The following is a 22,195-nucleotide window of genomic DNA, read 5'->3' as shown; positions in this document are numbered from 1 at the left end:
AATCCGGGAGGAATGCGCTTATGGATATCCGACTGAAACGCGCTTATGCAGAACCCTCAACCTCAGATGGCCCACGGCTGCTTGTTGACCGTATCTGGCCTCGGGGAGTGGCCAAAGAAGATGCGGATATAGCTCATTGGCTGAAGGGTCTGGCGCCGTCAACTGAACTGCGCAAGTGGTTCGGTCACGATCCCGAAAAATGGCCGGAGTTTCGGGAGCGGTACCTTGAAGAGCTGACATCAGGTGATGCCAGCGAGGATCTTGAGGCACTTAAGAAGCTGCTTGAGCAACATGACCGCATAACGCTCGTGTTTGCTGCGAAGGATACCGAGCACAACAATGCTGTGGCGCTCCGGGATTATATTTTGAATGACCAACTCTGAATCATTGGAGAATGGCGGCCCGTTGGGCCGTCCAGATTGCTGAAAACGCTCGCACCTTCTTGGTCTGTCGGCGAACCTTATTCCTGGCTGAGCGCTTCCTGAGCCCACTGCCAAGCGGCAACCGTCGCCGGAAAGCCTATCGAATTCATGCCCAGCACCAGCGCGTGCTCGATTTCCTCACGTGTGAGGCCCAGTTCCAGACTACGACGAATGTGGGACTTCAACGCGGATTCGCGACCCGCACCAACGCAAACGCCGAGCTTTACCAAAGCGCGCATTTTTTCATCCAGAGGGCCAGCATCGGCGAGGGCTTTACCAAGCTGTTTATGCGCTTGTTGCAGCTCTGGAAACCGTTCGCTGAAGGCAACGAAAGTTTTGGGGAGTTCGCTGTCGTGTTTATTCATTTGATTGCCTCGTTTGCGGGTTCCGCCAAGCCTCCGTGGTCGGTTTCACCGGTGAAGAGATTCTGATATTAAACGAAAACCTTACCTGACATTGCAGGATTATAGAATCGGTAAATGCATTCAGATAATGCAGCCTCTGCCGTATCCAGGCGTCAATAGCGTCAGTTTGCACATGCTAATCGACCAACTATTCGTGTTGGCGGCTTATTTGCAATTTTTCAGAGAAATTACCAGTGTTCAGCGAGATTAGGCTGCGGCTTCTACTCGGTCCCGCCCATTGGCTTTGGCCTTGAACAACGCCATATCCGCTCGCATTAAAGCTTGGCACGGCAGCTCATTGGGGGAAACTTCAGCAACCCCCAGACTAATCGTCTGATGGCCGACCAGGGGAAACGACATTTCCTTAATCCTTTTTCGCAAAGCATCTGCCAAAAGCAGAGCGCCCCAGAGGCTCACGCCAGCAGCATTGGCCCAGACAATGTTGAGATGTTGTATATCAAAAACCCAGAGTGGGGTTTGTAATCGGTCAGCCACCAAAGTGGGTGGTTGTAACGTCCTGTGGGAGTTTTGGGATAGGCTGTTCATCGGTTCAACGAGATTGAGTTCCAGAGTTTGCTGTTTAATTTTCGCCCACTATCAGCGTCGTTGCGATACCCATAACAGGTCCACCTAATCATGGGTAAGTGCAGACTTAACTGACTAGTCGCGCTGAACGATTCGGCAGGTTGTTGTCTGCGTCTTGCGCTATTCTGTGACTACCGGCTTTTCGATAGAGGTGATATCAGTTGGCGAAATCACAGTTTGACGGATCAACGACTTTCGAGATTTTTCCCTGGAACAGGAATTTTGAGACCGGGTTTGGGGATATTGATGATCAGCATAAAGCCCTGGTGGAGATTCTGAATCGACTAGCGTGGCATTTTGCCTCAGATGCTTCGGAAATGACGGCAGATCGGGTAATGGACGAACTGCTGTCTTATGCATCCTATCACTTCCAGTTTGAAGAGCAGATCTGGGATCGCGCCCTGGGCGATTCGGAAATGGCCAAGAATCACCACGACAACCACCAAATGTTTTTTGCGCGAATTCAGATGCTCAAGCAAGGGCCTGGATCCCACGAAGAAAAACTGACCGAGCTATTTGACTATCTTACCAAGTGGCTGGCTTTTCATATTCTTGAATCAGACCGACGTATGGCGCTTACCATTCGGGCGATGGATCAGGGGCTAACGGTCGGAGAGGCGAGCGAGAAGGTGGATTCCGAGTTGAGCGGTTCCATTTCTGTGCTGGTCAGCGCGCTGCTCGAAATCTATGGCAAATTGTCTGCAAGCACCATTCAGTTGATGCGGGAAAAAATGGCGCGACTGCGAACCGAAGATGAACTGCACCGTCTTCAGCAAGAGCAAATAAAGGAGGCCTTGGATAATCAGGCCAGCGAATATCAAATACAACTGGAAGCGCTCGCATTTGAGGATCCGTTGACAGGCTTGTTAAACAGAAATGGAATCGTTCAAGCACTCAGGAAGCAGTTACAAGGAATAGGTCAGAGTGGGTCGGGCTGGTCGGGTGCTGTGGTTGCTATTGATCTTGATGATTTTGTGATGATCAACGCCACGCTCGGCGAAGACACCGCCGATTATTTCCTCAAGCTTCTCACGCGACGTTGGCTTGATTCAATCCCGTCGGGAGCCCGCCTCGCCCGAACAGGGGGCGATGAGTTTATACTGCTACTACCAGATACGAGCGAAATAGAATCCACGCTCGAAGCTCTGCGCCTATCGGGCCTGCAGGCCTTTCATCTGAATGATCAGCAAGTGATCGTCGAATTCACGGCCGGTATCGTGTTTGTCGTGGAGCAGACGGTTTCGGATGCTGATAGTTTGCTTCGCAAAGCGAACCAGACACTGTTCCTTGCCAAGCACGAAGCGAAAGGCGACTGGCTATATCTGGATGCTGAAGAACAGGGCCGTTACCGTGCCAGAGAGATAATTCTGTCAGGAATCCGTGAGGCCCTTACCAGAAACAATTTCCGGCTCCTGTATCAGCCCAAAGTTAACCTGCGAACGGGCGAGATCGTCGGGGCTGAGGCGCTGATACGCTGGCAACACCCGGACAAAGGGTTGATGTCTCCGGGCAAGTTTCTGCCGGCAATTGAACACCACAATCTGAGCATCTCAGTTGGGGAGTGGGTTCTGCGGGAATCGCTGCGGCAAATGCAACGTTGGGATCAGCAGAACCTCGAACTGAAGGTGAGCGTTAACATTGCTGCCTTGCATCTGCAGTCCGAGGCGTTTCCTGAGACCCTGACAAATATTCTCAAGGAATTTCCGGACATCAATCCCTCTCGACTGGATCTTGAGATTCTTGAATCCGCAACGCTGGGTGATCTGGGGCAGGCCGTGGCTACCATCTCAGCGTGCCAGGCTCTGGGTGTGGTTTTCTCACTCGATGATTTTGGAACCGGCTACTCTTCATTGTCGTATCTTAAACAGCTGCCAGTAGAAACTCTGAAACTCGACAGGGAATTCGTTTCTGGCGCCGAAAATGATCTGGAAAACCACTCGATACTCCGGAGTGTTATCGAGTTGTCCCGGGTATTTCGCAAACAATTTATTGCGGAAGGTGTGGAGACGGTTCGTCAGGGTGAAATCTTGCTGGAGCTTGGTTGTGAGGTCGCACAGGGCTATGCCATCTCGCCGCCAATGGAGCCCGAAAAGCTGCCAGCATGGGTTGCCAGTTGGCGGCCCTTTCCCGAATGGCTAAAACATCGCTAACGCAAGAGAGCTATTGCCGCAACAGATTTCGCAGACTGAGACACCACTCCAGGCTATCCAGCAGGTTTTTTACGCCCAGGCCCAGCTCCGTGTCACCTTCGATAACCAGCTTGCGCTGGAAAAACAGCTGGTCGGGGTCCTGTCGACGTTCCGCCAGGGTTCTGAAGGCGGTCAGCGAGCCCCGGATGGTTGCCTCTCCGGGGCCGTCGATCACCCGGAGTCGGCCGGCCCAGAAGCCAATGGTGATGCCGGGTTGTCCGCCGTTCACCTCTAGGCGAATCCGGCGGCCTTCGAAGTCATCGAATTCTCCGTCATCAATGGCCTGGGCAAAAATGTGATTCAGAGGCGCCTCGGCGGCTAGCTGTTTCAGGGGCACCGGGATTCTGCGATCAATAGCGCCTAGCATGGGCGCGGGGGAGGACAGGTACTCCCGAAGGACGGAAACCGTTTGCCCAATCAGGGGAGAGTTCAGGGAGGCAATGGAAGGTAGTGAAAAAGCCATGCTTTACTCCGGGCGGTCAGTAACCGGCACAGAGTAAAGCAAAGTGCTCTGGAACGATTTGATATAACTCAGCCCTTGTGGAGGCCTTCTTCCACTGCCCAAACGGCCACTTCCACCCTTGAGCGCAGGTTCAGTTTCTTCAGCAGGTGTTTCACATGGACTTTCACGGTGCCGTCGCTGATGTCGAGCTTGCGACCAATCATCTTGTTTGAAAGGCCCTCTGCAATCAGCCGCAAGATATCCTTCTCCCGCGGTGTCAGGCTGTCGAAATCCGGGCGTGATGCCTGTTGGGGCTTGTTGGAGCGCAGGGCCTCGGCCAGCAGGGTAGTCAATCGGTCACTGATCACCATTTTGCCGACCGCCGCCTGATGAAGCTGGTTGATCATGTCTTCCGGTTCCATGTCCTTCAGCAGGTAGCCGTCCGCACCGGCCCGGAGTGCCGCCACCACGTCATCCTCCTGGTCCGACACGGTGAACATCACAATGCGGGAGCTGATGTTCTGTTCCCGAAGTCTTCTGAGCGCTTCGATGCCGTCCATTTCGGGCATGTTCAGGTCCATCAGGATCAGGTCGGGCTCCAGTTCGGTGGCCAGCCGGATGCCGTCGGCAGCGTTACTGGCCTCCCCGGCCACGCTCATATCGTCTTCCATATCGATCAACTGTTTGATGCCCTGGCGAAGAAGCGGGTGATCGTCGATCAACAGAATACTTGCGGGTGACTCAGACATCGGGTTCTCTCTTTTGGTCAGGCATTTGATGCTTCTGTGGGAATCAGGTTTCGGCTTTTGGGAACAAATCCCAGGGTGACTTCCACACCCCCTTCATCCCGGTTGCTTACTTCGACCTTGCCGCCCAGGGTCCGGGCGCGGTCCTGCATGATGATCAGGCCATAATGATTGACGGGCTGGTCGCTACCGGGCAGGCCCTTGCCATTATCCCGGATCCGCACCCGTACTTGTGGCGATTCGAACAGAACATCCACGGTTATGTCCGTGGCATCTGCGTGTTTGACCGCGTTGGCCAGGCCTTCCCTCACAATCTGCAGGGTATGGATCTCTTCATTTGGCGACAGGGTCTGGGGCGGCAGATTGTACTGCAGCCCAACCGGCTTACCCAGCCGCTCGGAAAATTCTTCAATGGTCTTCTGCAGGGCAGTAGCAAGATCCGGCGTGTCCAGCTTCAGCCTGAACGTCGCCAGCAGCTCCCGCAACTGGCGATAGGCACTGTTCAGGCCGGTACTGAGTTCGTCGAGAATCGCCTCGTGAGTTTTTTGTTGCTCGCCGTCGATGTTAAGGCGGCGCAACCGGGCAACCTGCATTTTCAGGTATGAAAGTGACTGTGCCAGGGAATCATGAAGTTCCCGGGCGATCACTGTGCGTTCTTCAGCAAGCGTCTGCTGCTGCTCCTCGGTAATCTGCCGTTCCAGGAAAATGGCCGTGGCCAGCTGGTCGCTGAGGGTTTCCAACAGCCGCCGGGAGGTTTTCGAAAGACCTTCCTCAGCCGGGTACCAGACCTCCAGTGTACCCAGCAGCTGTCCGGGGGTACGGATCGGTAGCAGGAGCCGCCGACCGTCGTTGGATTCCACGGGAAGCTCGTCATAGGCCTCTGGCGTCACCAGGCAGGCATTGCAGTGGTGATCACGGCAGTAGAAGGGCCGTTCCCGGCTGGCGGTCGTGATTGCTTGAATTGGCTCTGAGGATTCCTTGTCATGGAGATAGAGGCGGATCGGGCCAATGCCCAGTAGCTGCTCAAGCTCCTGAAGCATGGGGATCGCCCCATTGCACAGGTCGTGTTTGGCAAACAGGTCCCGGCTTGCGGAATGCAGGAGTTGAAGGGCCGCGTGGCTCCTTTCAAGCTCTTCCGTTTTCAGGCGGGCCCTTTCTTCCAGCTCGTAATAGGTCAGTGCCAGCTCGCTGGTCATCTGGTCAAAGGCCTGGCCAAGTTGTGCCAGCTCGTCGGAGCCGCTCAGGTTGGCCTTACGGGAAAAGTCCTGGTCGCCCACGGCGATGGCGATGCTGACCAGCTTGCGCAGTGGCCGCAAAATACGGTTTTTCAGATCGATGAACAGCGCCACGATGATAAGAATGGAAAAAGCCAGGCTGATGATCTGAATCAGGTGCAGCAGGTCAATACGGGCTTCGGTTCGCTGTTCCAGCATATTGACCAGCTGGTCTACGTTATCAACGTACTGCTGTGTTGAGGCCAGCATGGTCTCGGAAACAGGCGTGCCCTCGTCATGTTCCTGCAGGGCAGGCCGAAGCGTGGTTTGCCAGGATTCCAGAATGGCCTGGTACTGGGCGCCGAGCGGATGGTCATGGCTTTCGGGGATGGCCTTGGTGATGCTGGCGTCAGCCAGCTTGGTCTCGTATTGGTCCAGCATCTGCGAGATCGAGTCCTCACCGGACTCTGGAACCGCAGGGCCCGCGCTTTGGGCCAGCAGCTGGAACGCACCCATGCGCAGGGCGCCTGCCAGATTGATCGCGGTGGCATTGCCTTCGATGCTTTTGGACACCGCAAGCGTGGTCGCCATGCTGACAAGGGCTGTCACCACCACGGCGCCAACGACGATGGCGATTCGGTTTACAAGCGGGCTTCTGGATTTCATTCAATCTCGTGCGCATCAATGCGTTTGGCGGGGCTAGGTGAATTATGCCTCGCACCAGGATTCCGTGATACCTCCTTGAGGATAGTCAATTACCCCAATGGTTGGTAACCCATCATAATCTTTGACCCCTTTATGATCAAAAGATGAAACTGAAAAGCAGGTTTCCAGAAGAGCGACAGTAATGAAGTCCGAAACGGATCGTGCAGATGACCGGCTGGCGTCATTGGCAGTGGTACTGCCGTTGGCGGTAGCGGGCTTTGTTGTCGCTGCCGGGTGCTGGACTCTGTTTGCGGTGGCCGGAGTCCATCTGCGTTCGGAGCTGGCTCTCAGCGACTTGCAGTTTGGATTTCTGCTGGCGATGCCGATGGCGGTGGGGGCGGCGCTGGCCGTTCCAGCGGGCCTGGCGGCGCAGAAATTCGGCGCCCGCCGGATCATGCTGATCTGCCTGGCCGGGCTCGCAGCCTGCATGGTGATACTTCTGACCACCGATACCTTCCCCGGGTACCTGGTTGCCGCCGGCGGTCTCGGGCTGGCGGGTGGATTCTACAGCGCCGGGTTGCAGTTCGTGACAGGACACTGTGAATCCAAACGCCTGGGCCTTGTGCTCGGGGTGTTTGGCGCCGGCGTAACCGGCGCCGGATTCAACTACTACCTGGTGCCACTGTTCCATGAGGCCTTTTCCTGGCACGGGGTGCCGCTGGCCTATCTTATTGTGCTGGTTCTGGTGCTTGCGCTGCTGGTCATGCTTACCGATCCGGAAGACGCTGAGGCGGACCCGACCGCAGAAACCTCAGTCCGGGTGCTGCTACACCGAATGCAGACGAGGCGGGCCGGCCAGCTTTGTGGCTATTTTGGCGTTGTCGCCGGCAGCTTCTTCGCGTTGGCCTTGTGGCTGCCGGACTACCTGTCTTCACAGTTCGATCTGTCAGTGGATTCCGGAGCGCGGCTGGCTCAATGGTTTGTGATTCCAGGTGCCCTGGCCCAGATTGTGGGAGGCGGGTTTTCCGATCGATTCGGCAGTGCACGGGTTGTCACCCGGGCACTGATGGTCTGTCTGATCGCACTGTTTGTTTTGTCCTACCCACCCATGACGCTGTTTATTCAGGGCGTTGATGCCACAATCCGCGTTGAATTTGCCCTGCCCATGCAAGTAGAGGGAGTGTTTGTTGTCACCCTCGGGCTGGCCATGGGCTGCAGCATGGGTAGCCTCCAGCGGCTGGTGATTGTTGAAAATCGTTCGGTGGCGGCCTTTGTCGCCGGGTTGCTGCTGGTGAGCGCCTGTTCCGTAGCCTTTGTGCTGCCGGTGATTTTCAGCAGCGTTAACCACTGGCTGGGTATCCGCAGTGCGGTCTTCATGATTCTCTTCCTGCTGCTTGTGGGCTGTCTTTTCCTGTTTGCCCGGGAAAGTCGCCGACACGAGCGTGAACACCTACTCCACCCGGGGATATAAGCCACCTACCCCCAGGGTGGTAGAAACGGGTTATGAGGTAGTAACCACGCAGATTTTGCGGTTTTTCTCACACACAATGGTCTCAAATCGGAGAAACGATCCGGCAGACGGAGAGAGAGACCATGAGTCATTTGATCGATAAACTGAATTACTTCAGGAAGAAGCGCGAGCCGTTCTCCAACGGCCATGGCGAAACCCACGAAGTCAGTCGCGAGTGGGAAGACAGCTACCGCCAGCGCTGGCAGCACGACAAGATCGTGCGTTCCACCCACGGCGTAAACTGCACCGGCTCCTGCAGCTGGAAGATTTACGTCAAGAACGGCCTGGTTACCTGGGAAACCCAGCAAACCGATTACCCCCGTACCCGTCCGGACCTGCCCAACCATGAGCCCCGTGGTTGCCCCCGCGGTGCCAGCTACTCCTGGTACATGTACAGCGCCAACCGCCTGAAATACCCGCTGATGCGCAAGCACCTGATGAAGCTGTGGCGCGCGGCAAAAGTTGAGCACAAGGATCCGGTGGATGCCTGGGCCTCCATTGTTGAAGATCCCAAGAAAACGGCGGAATACAAGCCTCGCCGGGGTATGGGCGGGTTCGTGCGTTCCAGCTGGGACGAAGTCAACGAGCTGATTGGCGCCTCCAACGTTTACACCGCCAAAAAGCATGGCCCGGACCGCATCATCGGCTTCTCGCCGATTCCTGCCATGTCCATGGTCTCCTACGCAGCCGGCAGCCGTTACCTGTCCATGATCGGCGGCGTGTGCATGAGCTTTTACGACTGGTACTGCGACCTGCCGCCGGCCTCCCCGCAAACCTGGGGTGAGCAGACCGACGTGCCGGAATCAGCAGACTGGTACAACTCCGGCTACATCATTGCTTGGGGCTCCAACGTACCCCAGACCCGTACCCCGGACGCCCACTTCTTCACGGAAGTTCGCTACAAGGGCACCAAGACCGTCGCCATTACTCCGGATTACGCCGAAGTCTCCAAGCTGTCCGACGAATGGATGAACCCCAAGCAGGGTACCGACGCGGCTCTGGGTATGGCCATGGGTCACGTGATCCTGAAAGAGTTCCACGTCGACAAGCCCAGTGAGTACTTCACCGACTACGTGCGTCGCTACACCGACATGCCTTACCTGGTCATGCTGGAAGAGAAGGATGACGGCAGTTTCGTTCCGGGCCGCTTCCTGCGCGCCAGTGACCTGGTGGACGGGCTGGGTGAAGAAAACAACCCCGAGTGGAAAACCATCGCCATTGATGAAGCCTCCGGTGAGCTGACGGCTCCCAATGGTTCCATTGGCTACCGCTGGGGTGAAAAGGGCAAGTGGAACCTGAAGCAGACCGCCAAAGGCTCCGACGTCAACCTGCAGCTGTCCATGGTCGAGAAGCACGATGACGTTGTGGACGTCGCCTTCCCGTACTTCGGTGGTATCGAGCATGATCACTTCAAACACGTGGAAATCAAGGACATCCTCAAGCACAAGCTGGGTACCCGCAAAGTGCAGCTTGCGGACGGCTCCGAAGGACGTGTGGTTACCGTCTATGACCTGATGGTCGCCAACTACGGCATTAGCCGTGGCCTGGGCGAGGATGACGGTGCCACTTCCTATGACGAAGTTAAGCCTTACACCCCGGCCTGGCAGGAAAAGATCACCGGCGTCCCCGCCGAGAAAGTGATCCGCATTGCCCGTGAGTTCGCCGATAACGCCGACAAGACCAAGGGCCGTTCCATGGTCATCGTCGGTGCCGGTATGAACCACTGGTACCACATGGACATGAACTACCGCGGCCTGATCAACATGCTGATCATGTGTGGCTGCATCGGCCAGAGCGGTGGCGGTTGGGCTCACTACGTAGGCCAGGAAAAACTGCGTCCGCAGACCGGCTGGCAGCCCCTGGCCTTTGGTCTGGACTGGCAGCGTCCGCCCCGGCATATGAACTCCACCTCCTTCTTCTACGCCCATTCTGGCCAGTGGCGTTACGAGAAGCTGGGTGTCGACGAGATCCTGTCGCCGCTGGCGGACAAGTCCAAATTCGGCGGTAGCCTGATTGACTACAACGTGCGCGCCGAGCGCATGGGCTGGCTGCCGTCTGCCCCGCAGCTCAACCGCAACCCGTTGGGTATTGCTGCTGAGGCAGAAAAAGCCGGAATGGAAGTGTCGGACTATGTGGCGCAGTCCATGAAAGACGGCTCCCTGGCGTTTGCCAGTGAGGATCCGGAAGCGCCCCAGAACCATCCGCGCAATATGTTTATCTGGCGATCCAACCTGCTGGGGTCCTCCGGTAAGGGCCACGAGTACATGCTCAAGTACCTGCTGGGTACCAAGAGCGGCCTGCAGGGCAAGGATCTGGGCCACGAAGGTGGCGCCAAGCCGAAAGAGGTCAAATGGCATGACGAAGCGCCGGAAGGCAAACTCGACCTGCTGGTGACCCTTGACTTCCGCATGTCCACCACCTGTCTGTATTCCGACATCGTTCTGCCGACGGCCACCTGGTACGAGAAGAACGATCTGAATACCTCCGACATGCACCCGTTCATCCACCCGCTGACCGCCGCTACCGATCCGGCCTGGGAAGCGCGCAGTGACTGGGAGATCTACAAGGGCATCGCCAAGGCGTTCTCCAAAGCCACCGAAGGCCACCTGGGTGTCGAGAAAGACGTGGTTACCCTGCCGCTGCTGCACGACGCTCCGGCCGAGCTGGGCCAGCCGTTCGATGTGAAGGATTGGAAGCGGGGCGAGTGCGACCTGATCCCGGGCAAGACCGCGCCCAACTTCATCACCGTTGAGCGGGACTACCCGAACACCTACGCGCGCTTCACTTCGCTTGGTCCTTTGATGGACAAGCTGGGTAACGGTGGCAAGGGCATCAACTGGAACACCGAGAAAGAAGTGACGTTCCTGGGTGACCTGAACTACAAGCACATCGACGGAGCCAACGCCGGCCGTCCGAAGATTGAAAGCGCCATTGATGCAGCGGAAGTGATCCTGACCCTGGCCCCGGAAACCAACGGCCAGGTTGCGGTGAAAGCCTGGGCTGCGTTGTCAGAAATGACCGGTCTGGACCACACCCATCTGGCGAAGAACAAGGAAGAGGAGAAGATCCGCTTCCGGGACATCGTGGCGCAGCCGCGCAAGATCATCTCCAGCCCAACCTGGTCTGGTCTTGAAGACGAGCATGTCTCCTACAACGCGGGTTACACCAACGTCCATGAGCTGATCCCCTGGCGCACCCTGACTGGTCGTCAGCAGTTCTACCAGGACCACGAGTGGATGCGCGCCTTCGGCGAGAGCCTGCTTGTGTATCGCCCGCCGATCAACACCAAGACGGTCAGCAGCATGATCAACCAGCGCAGCAACGGCAACGCCGAGAAAGCGCTGAACTGGATCACGCCGCACCAGAAGTGGGGTATCCACAGCACCTACAGCGACAACCTGTTGATGCTCACCCTGTCCCGCGGTGGCCCGATTGTGTGGCTGAGTGAGGACGACGCCAAAGAACTGGCCATTGAGGACAACGACTGGATCGAGCTGTTCAACGCCAATGGCGCCATTGCAGCCCGGGCGGTTGTGAGTCAGCGGGTGATGCCCGGCATGGTGATGATGTACCACGCCCAGGAGCGGATCGTGAACATTCCGGGCTCGGAAATCACCGGTACCCGTGGCGGTATCCACAACTCGGTCACCCGGGTGTGCCCGAAGCCGACCCACATGATCGGCGGCTACGCCCAGTATTCCTACGGCTTCAACTACTACGGAACCGTAGGTTCCAACCGCGACGAATTCGTGGTGGTTCGCAAGATGCACAACGTCGACTGGCTCGACGGTGAAGGCAATGACACTGTTCAGGAGGCTGTAAAATGAAGATCCGTTCCCAAGTCGGCATGGTGCTGAACCTGGACAAGTGCATTGGTTGCCACACCTGTTCAGTGACCTGCAAAAACGTATGGACCAGCCGTGAAGGCATGGAATACGCCTGGTTTAACAACGTCGAGACCAAACCCGGTATCGGCTATCCCAAAGAGTGGGAGAACCAGGACAAGTGGAAGGGTGGCTGGATGCGTGACAGCTCCGGCAAGATCCGCCCGAAGATCGGTGGCCGTTTCCGGGTACTGGCGAACATCTTCGCCAACCCGGACCTGCCCCAGATCGACGACTACTACGAGCCGTTCGATTTCGATTATCAGCACCTGCATACCGCCGGCGACATGAAGCACCAGCCGGTGGCACGGCCGCGCTCGCTGATCTCCGGCCAGCGGATGCAGAAAATCGAATGGGGCCCGAACTGGGAAGAGATTCTCGGTACCGAGTTCGCCAAGCGCCGCAAGGACAAGAACTTTGACCAGGTGCAGGCGGACATCTACGGCCAGTTCGAGAACACCTTTATGATGTACCTGCCGCGGCTGTGCGAGCACTGCCTGAACCCGGCGTGTGTGGCCAGCTGCCCCAGCGGCGCCATCTACAAGCGGGAAGAAGACGGTATCGTGCTGATCGACCAGGACAAGTGCCGCGGCTGGCGGATGTGTGTCTCCGGCTGCCCGTACAAGAAGATCTACTTCAACTGGAAAACCGGCAAGTCCGAGAAGTGCATTTTCTGCTACCCGCGGATCGAAGCCGGCATGCCCACCGTGTGCTCCGAGACCTGTGTTGGCCGGATTCGCTACCTCGGTGTGCTCCTGTACGACGCAGACCGCATCGAAGAAGTGGCCAGCGCCCCGGGCGAGCATGAGCTGTACGAGAAGCAGCTGGAAATATTCCTGGACCCGTTCGACCCGAAAGTGATCGAGCAGGCCAGGAAAGACGGCATCCCGATGAACGTGATCGAAGCCGCCCAACGCAGCCCGGTCTACAAAATGGCCGTGGATTGGAAGCTGGCCCTGCCGCTGCACCCGGAATACCGCACCCTGCCCATGGTCTGGTATGTGCCGCCCCTGAGCCCGATCCAGTCCGCGGCGGAAGCCGGCAAGGTCGAGTTCGATGGCGTACTGCCCAAGATCGAGAGCCTGCGGATCCCGGTCAAGTACCTGGCCAACCTGCTCACCGCCGGCGATGAGAAGCCCATCGTTCGTGCCCTCAAGCGGATCATGGCCATGCGTCTGTACAAGCGCGCCGAGACCGTGGAAGGCAAAGAGGACCTGCGTGCCCTGGAAGAGTGTGGTCTGAGCAAGGCCCAGGCGGATGAAATGTACCGCTACCTGGCCATCGCCAACTACGAGGACCGCTTCGTAATCCCCACCAGCCACCGCGAGCTGGCGAAAGAAGCCTTCCCCGATGCCACCGCCCATGGCGAGCGCAACGGTTGCGGCTTCAGCTTCGGTGAAGGCTGCAACGGCGACAGCAAGTTCAACATGTTCGGTGGCCGCAAACAGACCACCAGCATGGTCCAGAAGCTGTCGACCGTGAAGCAGGTTGACCCGAAACAGCTGCAGGAATAAGGAGGCCAAGATGCAACTCTTAAAAGTACTGGCCCGGGTGCTCGAGTACCCGACCGAAGAACTCCAGGCCTCCAAAGATGCCCTGATTGCCGCTGTCCTTGAGGACAGCCGGCTGCCGAGGCAGAACAAGGAGCAACTGCTGCGCTGCGTGGAAATGGTCTGCGATGGCGACCTTCTGGACATGCAGGAGAACTACGTGGGTATGTTCGACAAGGGCCGGGCCACGTCCCTGCTGCTGTTCGAGCACGTGCACGGGGAATCCCGCGACCGTGGCCAGGCCATGGTGGACCTGATGGAAGAATATCGCAGCAACGGTCTGGAAATCGACGCCAGGGAACTGCCGGACTACCTGCCACTGTTCCTGGAATACCTCTCAACCCGACCCTGGGACGAGATCCGGAACTGGTTGGAGGACATCCACCACATCCTGGGCTTGCTGGGTGAGCGTCTGTACCAGCGGGAAAGCTTCTATCACGTGGTGATGGACTCGCTGCTGACCCTCTCCGGGCGTGCGGCAAACCGCCAGGAGCTGGCCCGGATCGTCGCCTCGGAAGAGCGCGACGACACCCCGGAGGCTCTGGACAAGGTCTGGGAAGAGGAAATGGTGAAGTTTGTTGATGATCAGGGCAGCTCCTGCAGTACCGGCAGTGTTGTAGGCCAACGCCGCCGGGAACTGGAACAGACCCAGACCATTCACCTGAGTGATCAGCTGATGACGGACGCAACACCCCGTCAGGCAGGGCGCGCCTGAGGGCGCAGGAGGAAACGGAAATGATGTCCTATCTCAATACACTACTGTTCGGGGTTTATCCCTACATTGCTATCGCGATCCTCGTGATTGGTACCTGGGCTCGCTATGACCAGGGCCAGTTCACCTGGAAAGCCCATTCCAGCCAGATGCTGCGCAAGAAAAACATGGTGATGGCCAGCGTGCTGTTCCATGTCGGCGTACTGGTGATCTTCTTCGGTCACCTGGTGGGCCTGCTGACACCGCACGCGCTCTACGAGCCGTTCATGACCCCCGGCACCAAGCAGGTGATGGCGATCGTGGTTGGCGGAATCGCAGGCGTGATGGCGATTATCGGCGGCGCTATGCTCGCCTGGCGTCGTCTGACTGATCCACGTATCAAGGCCAGCAGCACCTTCGCCGACAACATGATCATTATCATCCTGGTGGTCCAGCTGGTCCTGGGCATGCTCACCATCCTGCCCACCATGGGTCACCTGGACGGTAGCACCATGCTCAAGTTCTCTGCCTGGGCCCAGGGTGTTGTCACCCTTCAGGGCGGCGTGGCCGGCTACATTGCCGACGTGCACTGGATCTACAAGACCCACATCTTCCTGGGCCTGACCATCTTCGTACTCTTCCCGTTCACCCGCCTGGTGCACATGCTCAGCGTGCCGGTGGAGTATTTCGGTCGGAAGTACCAGGTGGTTCGCAAGCGCGCTTGATGCAAATGAAAACGGGGTCAGATGAAAGCGTTCGTCTGACCCCATGTTTACTGAGGTTATTGCTATGCAACTCATCCCCGTCGGCGACGCCGAAAAGCCCAGAAACCAGTTCCCGCCGGTCACCGTGGGTGAAACCCTCATCGGCGAAGACGACATCGCCCGGGAAATGCAGCACCACCCGGCCGAAGAAGTCGCCGAAGCCTGGCATGAAGCCGCCAGAAGCCTCGTCATCCGCGAGCTCCTCCTGCAACAGGCCAGCCGCCTCAAGCTCGACGACATCGCCGACGAGGAAGACCGCATTGCCCGGGTACTGGAACTCGAACTCAACGTCCCGGACCCCACCGAACAGGACTGCGAACGCTTCTATAACGCCAACCCGGCCCGCTTCCGCAGCCCAACGCTGATGGCCGTCAGCCACATCCTCCTCGCTGCTGCCCCGGACGACGTCCAGGAACGCATCCGCCAGGAAGAAGCCGGCCAACAGCTGCTGTCGTCCCTCATCGACGGCCGCTCCCAGTTCGCCGAACTGGCCAAACAATACTCTGCCTGCGAATCCCGCCACCAGGGCGGCAGCCTCGGCCAGATCAGCAAGGGCCAGACAGTGGACGAATTCGAGCGCCCCGTCCTGTCCCTGGAAGAGGGCCTGAACCCGGAACTGATCGAAACCCGCTACGGCTGGCACATCGTCCGCGTCGACCAACGCATCGACGGCCAGCAGCTCCCGTATGAGCACGTCAAACCCCAGATCCGACAGTACCTGAGCGAGAGTGTAACCCGCCGGGCGTTTCGTCAGTACCTGCAGGTTCTGGCAGCGGAAACTGGCGTAGAAGGAGTAGATCTCGAGCTGCCCGACTCGCCACTAATGCAGTAAAAGGCGCGCGACCAAAGCCTGGAGACTGGCAGGAACCCCCTTTCCAAAACTGTCTGCAGCCATGGATGGCTGCAGTCAAGCGCCACATGGATGTGCCGCAAGGAGCGTGTTTTGGAAAGGGGGTTCCTGCCAGTCTGTACTCGATGTTCAGTGCGCCAGGCGCCAGACCTAGCGGTAGCCTTTTCGACTCAAATTAGTTAGCAAAAAAACACTTTGAGTTAGATCAATTACTCCCGAATAACCCCCCGACTACCCCCATGGGGGGAGCGATTTTCCCCCAGTATCCTTCTACTATTTAAAACATGATTTCGAATGCATGAATATGCAGAGAGGATACACCAATGGCAATGACCCAAACGGCCGAAACCCGCTACACCAAACCCGTCCTGGTCGCCGTCAACAAACCCTTTGACGACGAAGACGGCCTCCAGGCCCTGCGCAGCCATCCACTGTTCTCGGAACTCAATGGCAAAGACCTGCAGCACCTGATCCAGCAATCCCGAAGAATCCGCCTTGGCCATCACCAGCTGCTCTATCGCCAGGACATGCCGGCGCACCATTTCTTCTTCGTGATCTCCGGCCGCTTGCGTCTTTACCGCCTGGACTCCTCCGGCATCGACCGAACCCTCGACAGCATCGCCCCTGGCGACTGCTTCGCCGAAGTCATGATCTATGCCGATCCGCCCCGGTATGCCTGCTACGCCGAGGCCCTGAAATCCAGCGAGGTTCTGATGATCCCCGTGAAAGCCTACCAGGACATGCTGGAAAGCAACCCGAAATACGCCCAGGCAGCCCTGCGGCATTACGCCAAACGCGCGGTTTCCCGGTTCCACGACCTGGAAATCATGACCGTACAGAACGCCCGTGACCGCCTGATCCGCTACCTGATCGACCTGCTGCCCAATGGCGCAGATGAGGGTGGAGAAGTCGAGTTGCCGCTACCCAAGTGCCTGGTGGCCTCCAGGCTGGCCATGCAGCCGGAGACTTTCTCCCGGATTCTGGCGGACCTGAAAGCCAACGGCCTGGTGCGGGTCAACCGCAGCCGACTGTTCATCTCGGATCCGCAGCGTCTGATTGAGATCAGCCAGTAACGGATCACATTCAAACCTCCAGGCTTTTTGGAAAGGGGGACAAGTGACATCGAGAAAGCAACGTCCACTGATTTACTCATGTTCCGGCTGCTCTGATGTGGCGCAGCTGGCCAACAATGTGGCGGTAAGGCTCGATCATGCCGGTGAGTTCGAAATGTCCTGCATCTCCGGCGTCGGCGGCAAGGTGCCGTCCCTGGTGAAAACCGCCAGATCCGGTCGCCCGATCACGGTTATTGATGGCTGCCCGTTGCACTGTGCCCGGGCCTGTCTCGAGAACATCGGTGTGGAGCCCGATGAGCATGTCCGGCTCTACGACTTCGGCTTCAAGAAACATTATGGACAGAGCTACGGCGAAGATGCCGTGGAAGAAGTCTGCGACGAAGTCCGCAGGCTAACCTCGTCCGACCAGCTCATTGCCCGCCACGCGTAAATCGCAGCGGCCCGGTACCAGTAAGGATTCACCAAGATGATCAGCAGTTACAGTGACCTGATTCAGGCCTCCCACAGCCAGCAGGAGCCCCAGCGCCTGCTATTCGTTTTCTGCCGGGCAGAGTTGCCGGACGAGGCCTCCCCGGAAGAAAGAGCCGCTTTTGAGCGCGGTGAAGGCGGCGCCCTGACGCCGGTGATCTGCGTCGACAAGACGCCCGAAGAGGCACCGGATTTCGGGGCCTTGCAAGAAGAATCCCGGGCCACAGGCCAGTCCTGGGATGTGGTGTTCGTCGCCGCCATGTCCGGCCGCGGTGGCACGCCCCCATCCACCGATGAGGCGCAGCAGCCGCTGACCATGATGGTGGAGTCCATCCGCCTCGGCCATATAAGTAATTACCTCCCTCTCGATTCATACGGAAACGCTGTCAGCCTGGGCTGACAGCGTGAAGTCGATCAGTTCCTCCGCCAGGTGTATTCAATAAGAGGTATTTGATTTTCCTCTAATTTGCCTAGGCTGAAGCAATAAGGCGCTTTTTCTCAGGGAGTCTTCTGTGTCCGTTTTTTCCCGCTTCGCTTTTGTCTTTTTCGCGTCGATCATGGCCATGGCCCTGGATGCAGCGCCTCTGTCCAAGTATGAGCCCGTTGCCGGTCGTCAGGTCATTGAGCAGGCGTTTCCCGATGTCACCCGGGTGATTCCCCGGAAAGGCAATCGGGCCATCCAGGAGCTCTACGTCCGTAAGGAGTTGGTGGGCTACGCCTATCAGTCACTGGATTTTGTCCAGACCCCCGCCTACTCGGGCAAGCCGGTCAATGCCATGGTGGTGCTGGATGCCGAAGGCACCATCAAGGCCGCCAAGGTAATCCACCACGACGAACCCATTCTCCTGGTGGGCATACCCGAAAGCAAAATGCACGCCTTTACCGATCAGTACACGGGCCTCAAAGCGGACCAGCGGGTAACCGTGGGCGGAACCTCTTCGGAACGAAAGGTGGCTGTGGACGGATTGTCCGGTGCCACGGTGACCGTGATGGTGATCAATGAAGTGATCATGCGCACCGCCCATCGGGTGGCCGTGGAACTGGGCATGGTTGAGGGCGAGGATGGGACCCGTCCGCCGGTGGCCACCGTCGACAAACAGGCCTTCGAGGAGAAAACCTGGCAGGAACTGACCGGTGACGGCTCTGTGCGCCGGTTGATGCTTACCAAGGGCCAGGTGGATGATTCCTTCAAGGGGACGGAAGCCGAGGGCGTTGATACCGCTGGCCCGGAGGAACGCAAAGAGCCGCTGATTGATCTGTATGCCGCTTACCTGGATGCGCCCACAATCGGCCGGAATCTGCTGGGCGAAAGCCAGTACCAGTGGCTGACATCCGAGCTGGAGGAAGGCGAGCATGCCATTGCCGTGATGGCCAACGGTGAATACTCCTTCAAGGGGTCAGGTTATGTTCGCGGCGGCATCTTCGATCGCATCCAGATCCGTCAGTTCGGCGACACCTTCAATTTCCGTGACCTGGATTTCTACCGGCTAAGCGACGTCTATGCCGAGGGCATGCCGGAATTCACGGAGATGGCGATCTTCATCATTCGCCAGCAATACAACTTCGATCCCGGTACACCGTGGACACTCGAGCTCACGGTGAAGCGCCAGACCGGGCCGCTGGACAGCGAATTCCAGGTATTCCCGCTGGAGTACCAGCTGCCGGAGCAGTATTACACCCGTCCGGAGACAGTTGTCTCCGAGGAAGAATGGCTGGAGAGCCAGCCCATGTGGGTGCAGGTGTGGTACCAGCGGGAGTTCCAGATTGTGGTGCTCGGTATTGGTATCGGCGTGCTGATGTTTATCCTGTTCTTCCAGGACTGGCTGGTGAAAAAACCCAGAATCATGCGTTGGATCCGCCACGCATTTCTGACCTACACCCTGTTCTTCATCGGCTGGTTTGCCATGGGGCAGCTGTCCATCGTCAACGTGCTCACGTTTGTGAACAGCCTGATCAGTGGCTTCAGCTGGGAAACCTTCCTGATCGACCCGGTGATTTTCATTCTCTGGGCCGTGGTGGCAGGCATCATCCTGCTCTGGGGCCGGGCGGTTTACTGTGGGTGGTTGTGCCCGTTCGGCGCGCTGCAGGAACTGCTGAACGAAATTGCCCGCAAGCTGAAAGTACCCCAATACACCGTGCCTTTTGCCGTGCACGAGCGGCTATGGGCCATCAAGTACATCATTCTGCTGGTGTTGTTCGGAGTGTCGCTGGATTCCATGGCGACCGCCGAACGGCTTGCAGAGGTGGAGCCGTTCAAGACCGCCATCACCCTGAAGTTTGATCGCAGCTGGCCTTTCGTGACTTACGCCGTGTTGCTACTGGTGGTCAACCTGTTCACCCGCAAAGTGTTTTGCCGCTACATGTGTCCGCTGGGCGCGGCTTTGGCACTGCCAAGCAAACTGCGAGTGTTCGACTGGCTCAAACGCCGCAAGGAATGTGGCAATCCTTGCCGGCTGTGCGATCACGAGTGTGAAGTTCAGGCGATCCACCCGGACGGCCACATCAACTACATGGAATGCCATTACTGCCTGGACTGCCAGATGACCTATTTCGATGACCACAAGTGCCCACCGCTGATCGTCAAGCGACGCGGCAAGCGCCGTGGCCATAACGCACCAGGCCACCCGGAGGAAATACCCGTGGTTCAGGTGTCTTGAGTAGTCCCATAAAAAGAAAGCACGAGAAGCAAAACCGCCATTACCAATAACGGAGTTGGATGTTATGAAAAAAAGAGATGATCTGACCAAGGATACCCAGGCGCTTCCCGAGAGCGGGCAGAGTCGCCGCCGGTTCATGGGTGCCGCGGCACTCGCCGGTGTTGCCGGGGCAACCGGCCTTGGTGCTGCAGTGATGTCACGGGAATCGTTCGCGGCTGCCGCCGAAGAAGCCCGCAATAAATACGTTGTGCACCCCGGCGAACTGGACGAGTACTACGGTTTCTGGAGTGGTGGTCACTCCGGTGAAGTACGGGTCCTGGGCATCCCATCCATGCGGGAACTCATGCGTATCCCCGTGTTCAACGTGGATTCTGCGACAGGCTGGGGGATTAGCAACGAGAGCAAAGACGTATTGGGCCATGACAATACCCACCTGAACGGTGACTCCCACCACCCGCATATTTCCATGACGGATGGCCGTTACGATGGCAAGTATCTGTTCATCAATGACAAGGCCAATACCCGGGTTGCCCGTATCCGTCTGGACATCATGAAGTGTGACAAGATCACCGCCATTCCCAACGTTCAGGCCATCCATGGTCTGCGGCTGCAGAAGGTGCCGAAGACCAAGTACGTCTTCTGTAACGGGGAATACGTGATCCCGCACCCGAACGACGGCAGCGATACCAGCCTTGAAAACAGCTATACCATGTTCAATGCGGTGGACGCGGAAACCATGGAAGTGGCCTTCCAGGTGATTGTGGATGGCAACCTGGACAACACCGATGCAGACTACACCGGCAAATACGCCTGTGCCACCTGCTACAACTCGGAGAAGGCACTGGATCTGGCCGGCACCATGCGCAACGATCGGGATTGGGCCGTCGTGTTCAACATCGAGCGCATCGAGAAGGCAGTCCGGGACGGTAACTACAAGACCCTGGGCGACTCCAAGGTGCCTGTGGTGGACGGTCGTGCAGGCTCGGACCTGACCCGCTACATCCCGGTTCCCAAGAACCCGCATGGCCTGAATACCTCCCCGGACGGCAAGTACTTTATTGCCAATGGCAAGTTGTCGCCAACGGTCACCATTATTTCGATCGAGAAGCTGGATGACCTGTTCGACGGAGCGATTGAGCCCCGTGATACCGTGGTGGGTGAGCCAGAGCTGGGTCTTGGGCCCCTGCACACCACATACGACGGTCGGGGTAACGCCTACACCACTCTGTTTATCGACAGCCAGGTGTGCAAGTGGAACATTGCCGATGCCATCAGGCACTACAACGGCGAGGACGTGAACTACATCCGCCAGAAGCTGGATGTGCATTATCAGCCGGGCCACAACCACGCGTCTCTGACCGAATCCCGGGATGCCGATGGCAAGTGGCTGGTGGTGCTGTCGAAGTTCTCCAAGGACCGGTTCCTGCCGGTTGGACCTTTGCATGCGGAGAACGACCAGCTGATCGATATCTCCGGCGAGGAGATGAAGCTGGTTCACGATGGCCCGGCCTTCGCCGAGCCCCACGACTGCATTCTGGTCCGTCGTGATCAGATCAAGACCAGGAAGATCTACGATCGTGACGATCCGTTCTTTGCCTCTGCCGTTGAGCAGGCCAAGAAGGATGGCGTTACTCTGGAAGCCGACAACAAGGTTATCCGCGATGGCAACAAGGTTCGTGTTTACATGACCTCAATTGCGCCGCAGTACGGGATGACGGAGTTCAAGGTGAAGCAGGGTGATGAGGTGACCGTATATGTGACCAACCTGGACACCATTGAGGATGTGACTCACGGCTTCTGTATGGTGAACCATGGTGTGAGCATGGAGGTCAGTCCGCAGCAGACGGCTTCGGTGACCTTCAAGGCGGATCGTCCCGGGGTGCACTGGTACTACTGCAACTGGTTCTGTCATGCGCTGCATATGGAGATGCGGGGTCGCATGATTGTAGAGAAAGCCTGATCCACTGAGGTTCTTGCCGGGGTTCATTAATGGGCCCTGGCAAGGCCGCAGGCTTGGGTGTGGCAAACCGATGGTAAAGGGCTTTCCGAAACACGCCCGCGAGTACGTCCCTGTAGGGCTCGAATCGGGCCATCCATGGCC

17 protein-coding genes are annotated in these 22,195 nt (G+C 57.7%); 13 read left to right on the top strand and 4 right to left on the bottom strand.

Annotated elements, in window-relative coordinates:
- Positions 1–20 precede the first annotated feature (20 nt).
- On the top strand, positions 21–383 hold the full coding sequence (locus tag AC5JQH_RS05960) for a DUF488 domain-containing protein (RefSeq protein ID WP_008175419.1): 363 nt from the start codon (positions 21–23) through the stop codon (positions 381–383).
- 77 nt (positions 384–460) lie between these two features.
- Here the strand turns inward: AC5JQH_RS05960 and AC5JQH_RS05955 are convergent, their stop codons facing one another.
- The gene (locus tag AC5JQH_RS05955) at positions 461–787 is read right to left on the bottom strand and encodes a carboxymuconolactone decarboxylase family protein (RefSeq protein WP_081467548.1); all 327 of its coding nucleotides are present in this window, start codon (positions 785–787) and stop codon (positions 461–463) included.
- A gap of 785 nt (positions 788–1,572) precedes the next feature.
- On the opposite strand from AC5JQH_RS05955, the gene AC5JQH_RS05950 reads away from it, so the two are divergent.
- Positions 1,573–3,561: a putative bifunctional diguanylate cyclase/phosphodiesterase gene (locus AC5JQH_RS05950; protein ID WP_008175413.1), complete on the top strand. Its 1,989-nt coding sequence runs from the start codon at positions 1,573–1,575 to the stop codon at positions 3,559–3,561.
- Between the two features lie 10 nt (positions 3,562–3,571).
- On the opposite strand, the gene ubiT is transcribed toward AC5JQH_RS05950, so the two are convergent.
- From ubiT to AC5JQH_RS05935, 3 genes are all read right to left on the bottom strand, one after another.
- Positions 3,572–4,063, bottom strand: a complete 492-nt coding sequence (gene ubiT / locus AC5JQH_RS05945) for a ubiquinone anaerobic biosynthesis accessory factor UbiT (RefSeq protein ID WP_474545813.1) — start codon at positions 4,061–4,063, stop codon at positions 3,572–3,574.
- A gap of 68 nt (positions 4,064–4,131) precedes the next feature.
- Complete coding sequence (narL, locus tag AC5JQH_RS05940; protein ID WP_273083364.1) at positions 4,132–4,791, bottom strand: two-component system response regulator NarL; 660 nt, start codon at positions 4,789–4,791, stop codon at positions 4,132–4,134.
- A gap of 17 nt (positions 4,792–4,808) precedes the next feature.
- Positions 4,809–6,668: a histidine kinase gene (locus tag AC5JQH_RS05935; protein ID WP_493805393.1), complete on the bottom strand. Its 1,860-nt coding sequence runs from the start codon at positions 6,666–6,668 to the stop codon at positions 4,809–4,811.
- A gap of 181 nt (positions 6,669–6,849) precedes the next feature.
- On the opposite strand from AC5JQH_RS05935, the gene AC5JQH_RS05930 reads away from it, so the two are divergent.
- From AC5JQH_RS05930 to nosZ, 11 genes are all read left to right on the top strand, one after another.
- Entirely contained in the window at positions 6,850–8,118 is a 1,269-nt protein-coding gene (locus tag AC5JQH_RS05930) for an MFS transporter (protein ID WP_493805392.1), read from the top strand.
- 122 nt (positions 8,119–8,240) lie between these two features.
- Positions 8,241–11,984, top strand: coding sequence for a nitrate reductase subunit alpha (locus AC5JQH_RS05925; protein WP_493805391.1), 3,744 nt, complete (start codon positions 8,241–8,243; stop codon positions 11,982–11,984).
- Positions 11,981–13,555, top strand: coding sequence for a nitrate reductase subunit beta (narH, locus tag AC5JQH_RS05920; RefSeq protein WP_493805390.1), 1,575 nt, complete (start codon positions 11,981–11,983; stop codon positions 13,553–13,555). Before AC5JQH_RS05925 ends, narH begins: the two co-directional genes overlap by 4 nt.
- Before the next feature lie 10 nt (positions 13,556–13,565).
- A complete protein-coding gene (gene narJ, locus AC5JQH_RS05915; RefSeq protein WP_008175401.1) occupies positions 13,566–14,306 on the top strand; it encodes a nitrate reductase molybdenum cofactor assembly chaperone in 741 nt (246 codons plus the stop codon).
- Between the two features lie 23 nt (positions 14,307–14,329).
- The gene (gene narI / locus AC5JQH_RS05910; protein ID WP_338354617.1) at positions 14,330–15,007 is read left to right on the top strand and encodes a respiratory nitrate reductase subunit gamma; all 678 of its coding nucleotides are present in this window, start codon (positions 14,330–14,332) and stop codon (positions 15,005–15,007) included.
- A gap of 64 nt (positions 15,008–15,071) precedes the next feature.
- Positions 15,072–15,878, top strand: a complete 807-nt coding sequence (locus AC5JQH_RS05905; RefSeq protein WP_493805389.1) for a peptidylprolyl isomerase — start codon at positions 15,072–15,074, stop codon at positions 15,876–15,878.
- 341 nt (positions 15,879–16,219) lie between these two features.
- The gene (locus tag AC5JQH_RS05900; RefSeq protein WP_493805388.1) at positions 16,220–16,969 is read left to right on the top strand and encodes a Crp/Fnr family transcriptional regulator; all 750 of its coding nucleotides are present in this window, start codon (positions 16,220–16,222) and stop codon (positions 16,967–16,969) included.
- A gap of 43 nt (positions 16,970–17,012) precedes the next feature.
- On the top strand, positions 17,013–17,399 hold the full coding sequence (locus AC5JQH_RS05895) for a putative zinc-binding protein (RefSeq protein ID WP_493805387.1): 387 nt from the start codon (positions 17,013–17,015) through the stop codon (positions 17,397–17,399).
- 36 nt (positions 17,400–17,435) lie between these two features.
- Positions 17,436–17,837: a hypothetical protein gene (locus tag AC5JQH_RS05890; protein WP_008175391.1), complete on the top strand. Its 402-nt coding sequence runs from the start codon at positions 17,436–17,438 to the stop codon at positions 17,835–17,837.
- A 157-nt stretch (positions 17,838–17,994) separates the two neighbouring features.
- Positions 17,995–20,094 (top strand): transcriptional regulator NosR, encoded by a 2,100-nt coding sequence (gene nosR, locus AC5JQH_RS05885; RefSeq protein WP_273157117.1) that lies wholly within the window; start codon positions 17,995–17,997, stop codon positions 20,092–20,094.
- A 64-nt stretch (positions 20,095–20,158) separates the two neighbouring features.
- Positions 20,159–22,054, top strand: coding sequence for a TAT-dependent nitrous-oxide reductase (gene nosZ / locus AC5JQH_RS05880; RefSeq protein WP_008175382.1), 1,896 nt, complete (start codon positions 20,159–20,161; stop codon positions 22,052–22,054).
- The last annotated feature ends 141 nt before the right edge of the window (positions 22,055–22,195 follow it).

It is taken from the genome of Marinobacter sp. H13, from assembly GCF_059072335.1.
Note: the sequence above shows the minus strand (reverse complement) of the source record. Positions and strands in the feature narration are given on the sequence as shown.

Bases quoted from the DNA above. Each gene is read 5' to 3' on its own strand.
- AC5JQH_RS05960 (WP_008175419.1), top strand. From the start codon at position 21: ATGGATATCCGACTGAAACGCGCTTATGCAGAACCCTCAACCTCAGAT.
- AC5JQH_RS05955 (WP_081467548.1), bottom strand. From the start codon at position 787: ATGAATAAACACGACAGCGAACTCCCCAAAACTTTCGTTGCCTTCAGC.
- ubiT (WP_474545813.1), bottom strand. From the start codon at position 4,063: ATGGCTTTTTCACTACCTTCCATTGCCTCCCTGAACTCTCCCCTGATT.
- narL (WP_273083364.1), bottom strand. From the start codon at position 4,791: ATGTCTGAGTCACCCGCAAGTATTCTGTTGATCGACGATCACCCGCTT.
- AC5JQH_RS05935 (WP_493805393.1), bottom strand. From the start codon at position 6,668: ATGAAATCCAGAAGCCCGCTTGTAAACCGAATCGCCATCGTCGTTGGC.
- AC5JQH_RS05930 (WP_493805392.1), top strand. From the start codon at position 6,850: ATGAAGTCCGAAACGGATCGTGCAGATGACCGGCTGGCGTCATTGGCA.
- AC5JQH_RS05925 (WP_493805391.1), top strand. From the start codon at position 8,241: ATGAGTCATTTGATCGATAAACTGAATTACTTCAGGAAGAAGCGCGAG.
- narH (WP_493805390.1), top strand. From the start codon at position 11,981: ATGAAGATCCGTTCCCAAGTCGGCATGGTGCTGAACCTGGACAAGTGC.
- narJ (WP_008175401.1), top strand. From the start codon at position 13,566: ATGCAACTCTTAAAAGTACTGGCCCGGGTGCTCGAGTACCCGACCGAA.
- narI (WP_338354617.1), top strand. From the start codon at position 14,330: ATGTCCTATCTCAATACACTACTGTTCGGGGTTTATCCCTACATTGCT.
- AC5JQH_RS05905 (WP_493805389.1), top strand. From the start codon at position 15,072: ATGCAACTCATCCCCGTCGGCGACGCCGAAAAGCCCAGAAACCAGTTC.
- AC5JQH_RS05900 (WP_493805388.1), top strand. From the start codon at position 16,220: ATGGCAATGACCCAAACGGCCGAAACCCGCTACACCAAACCCGTCCTG.
- AC5JQH_RS05890 (WP_008175391.1), top strand. From the start codon at position 17,436: ATGATCAGCAGTTACAGTGACCTGATTCAGGCCTCCCACAGCCAGCAG.
- nosR (WP_273157117.1), top strand. From the start codon at position 17,995: ATGGCCATGGCCCTGGATGCAGCGCCTCTGTCCAAGTATGAGCCCGTT.
- nosZ (WP_008175382.1), top strand. From the start codon at position 20,159: ATGAAAAAAAGAGATGATCTGACCAAGGATACCCAGGCGCTTCCCGAG.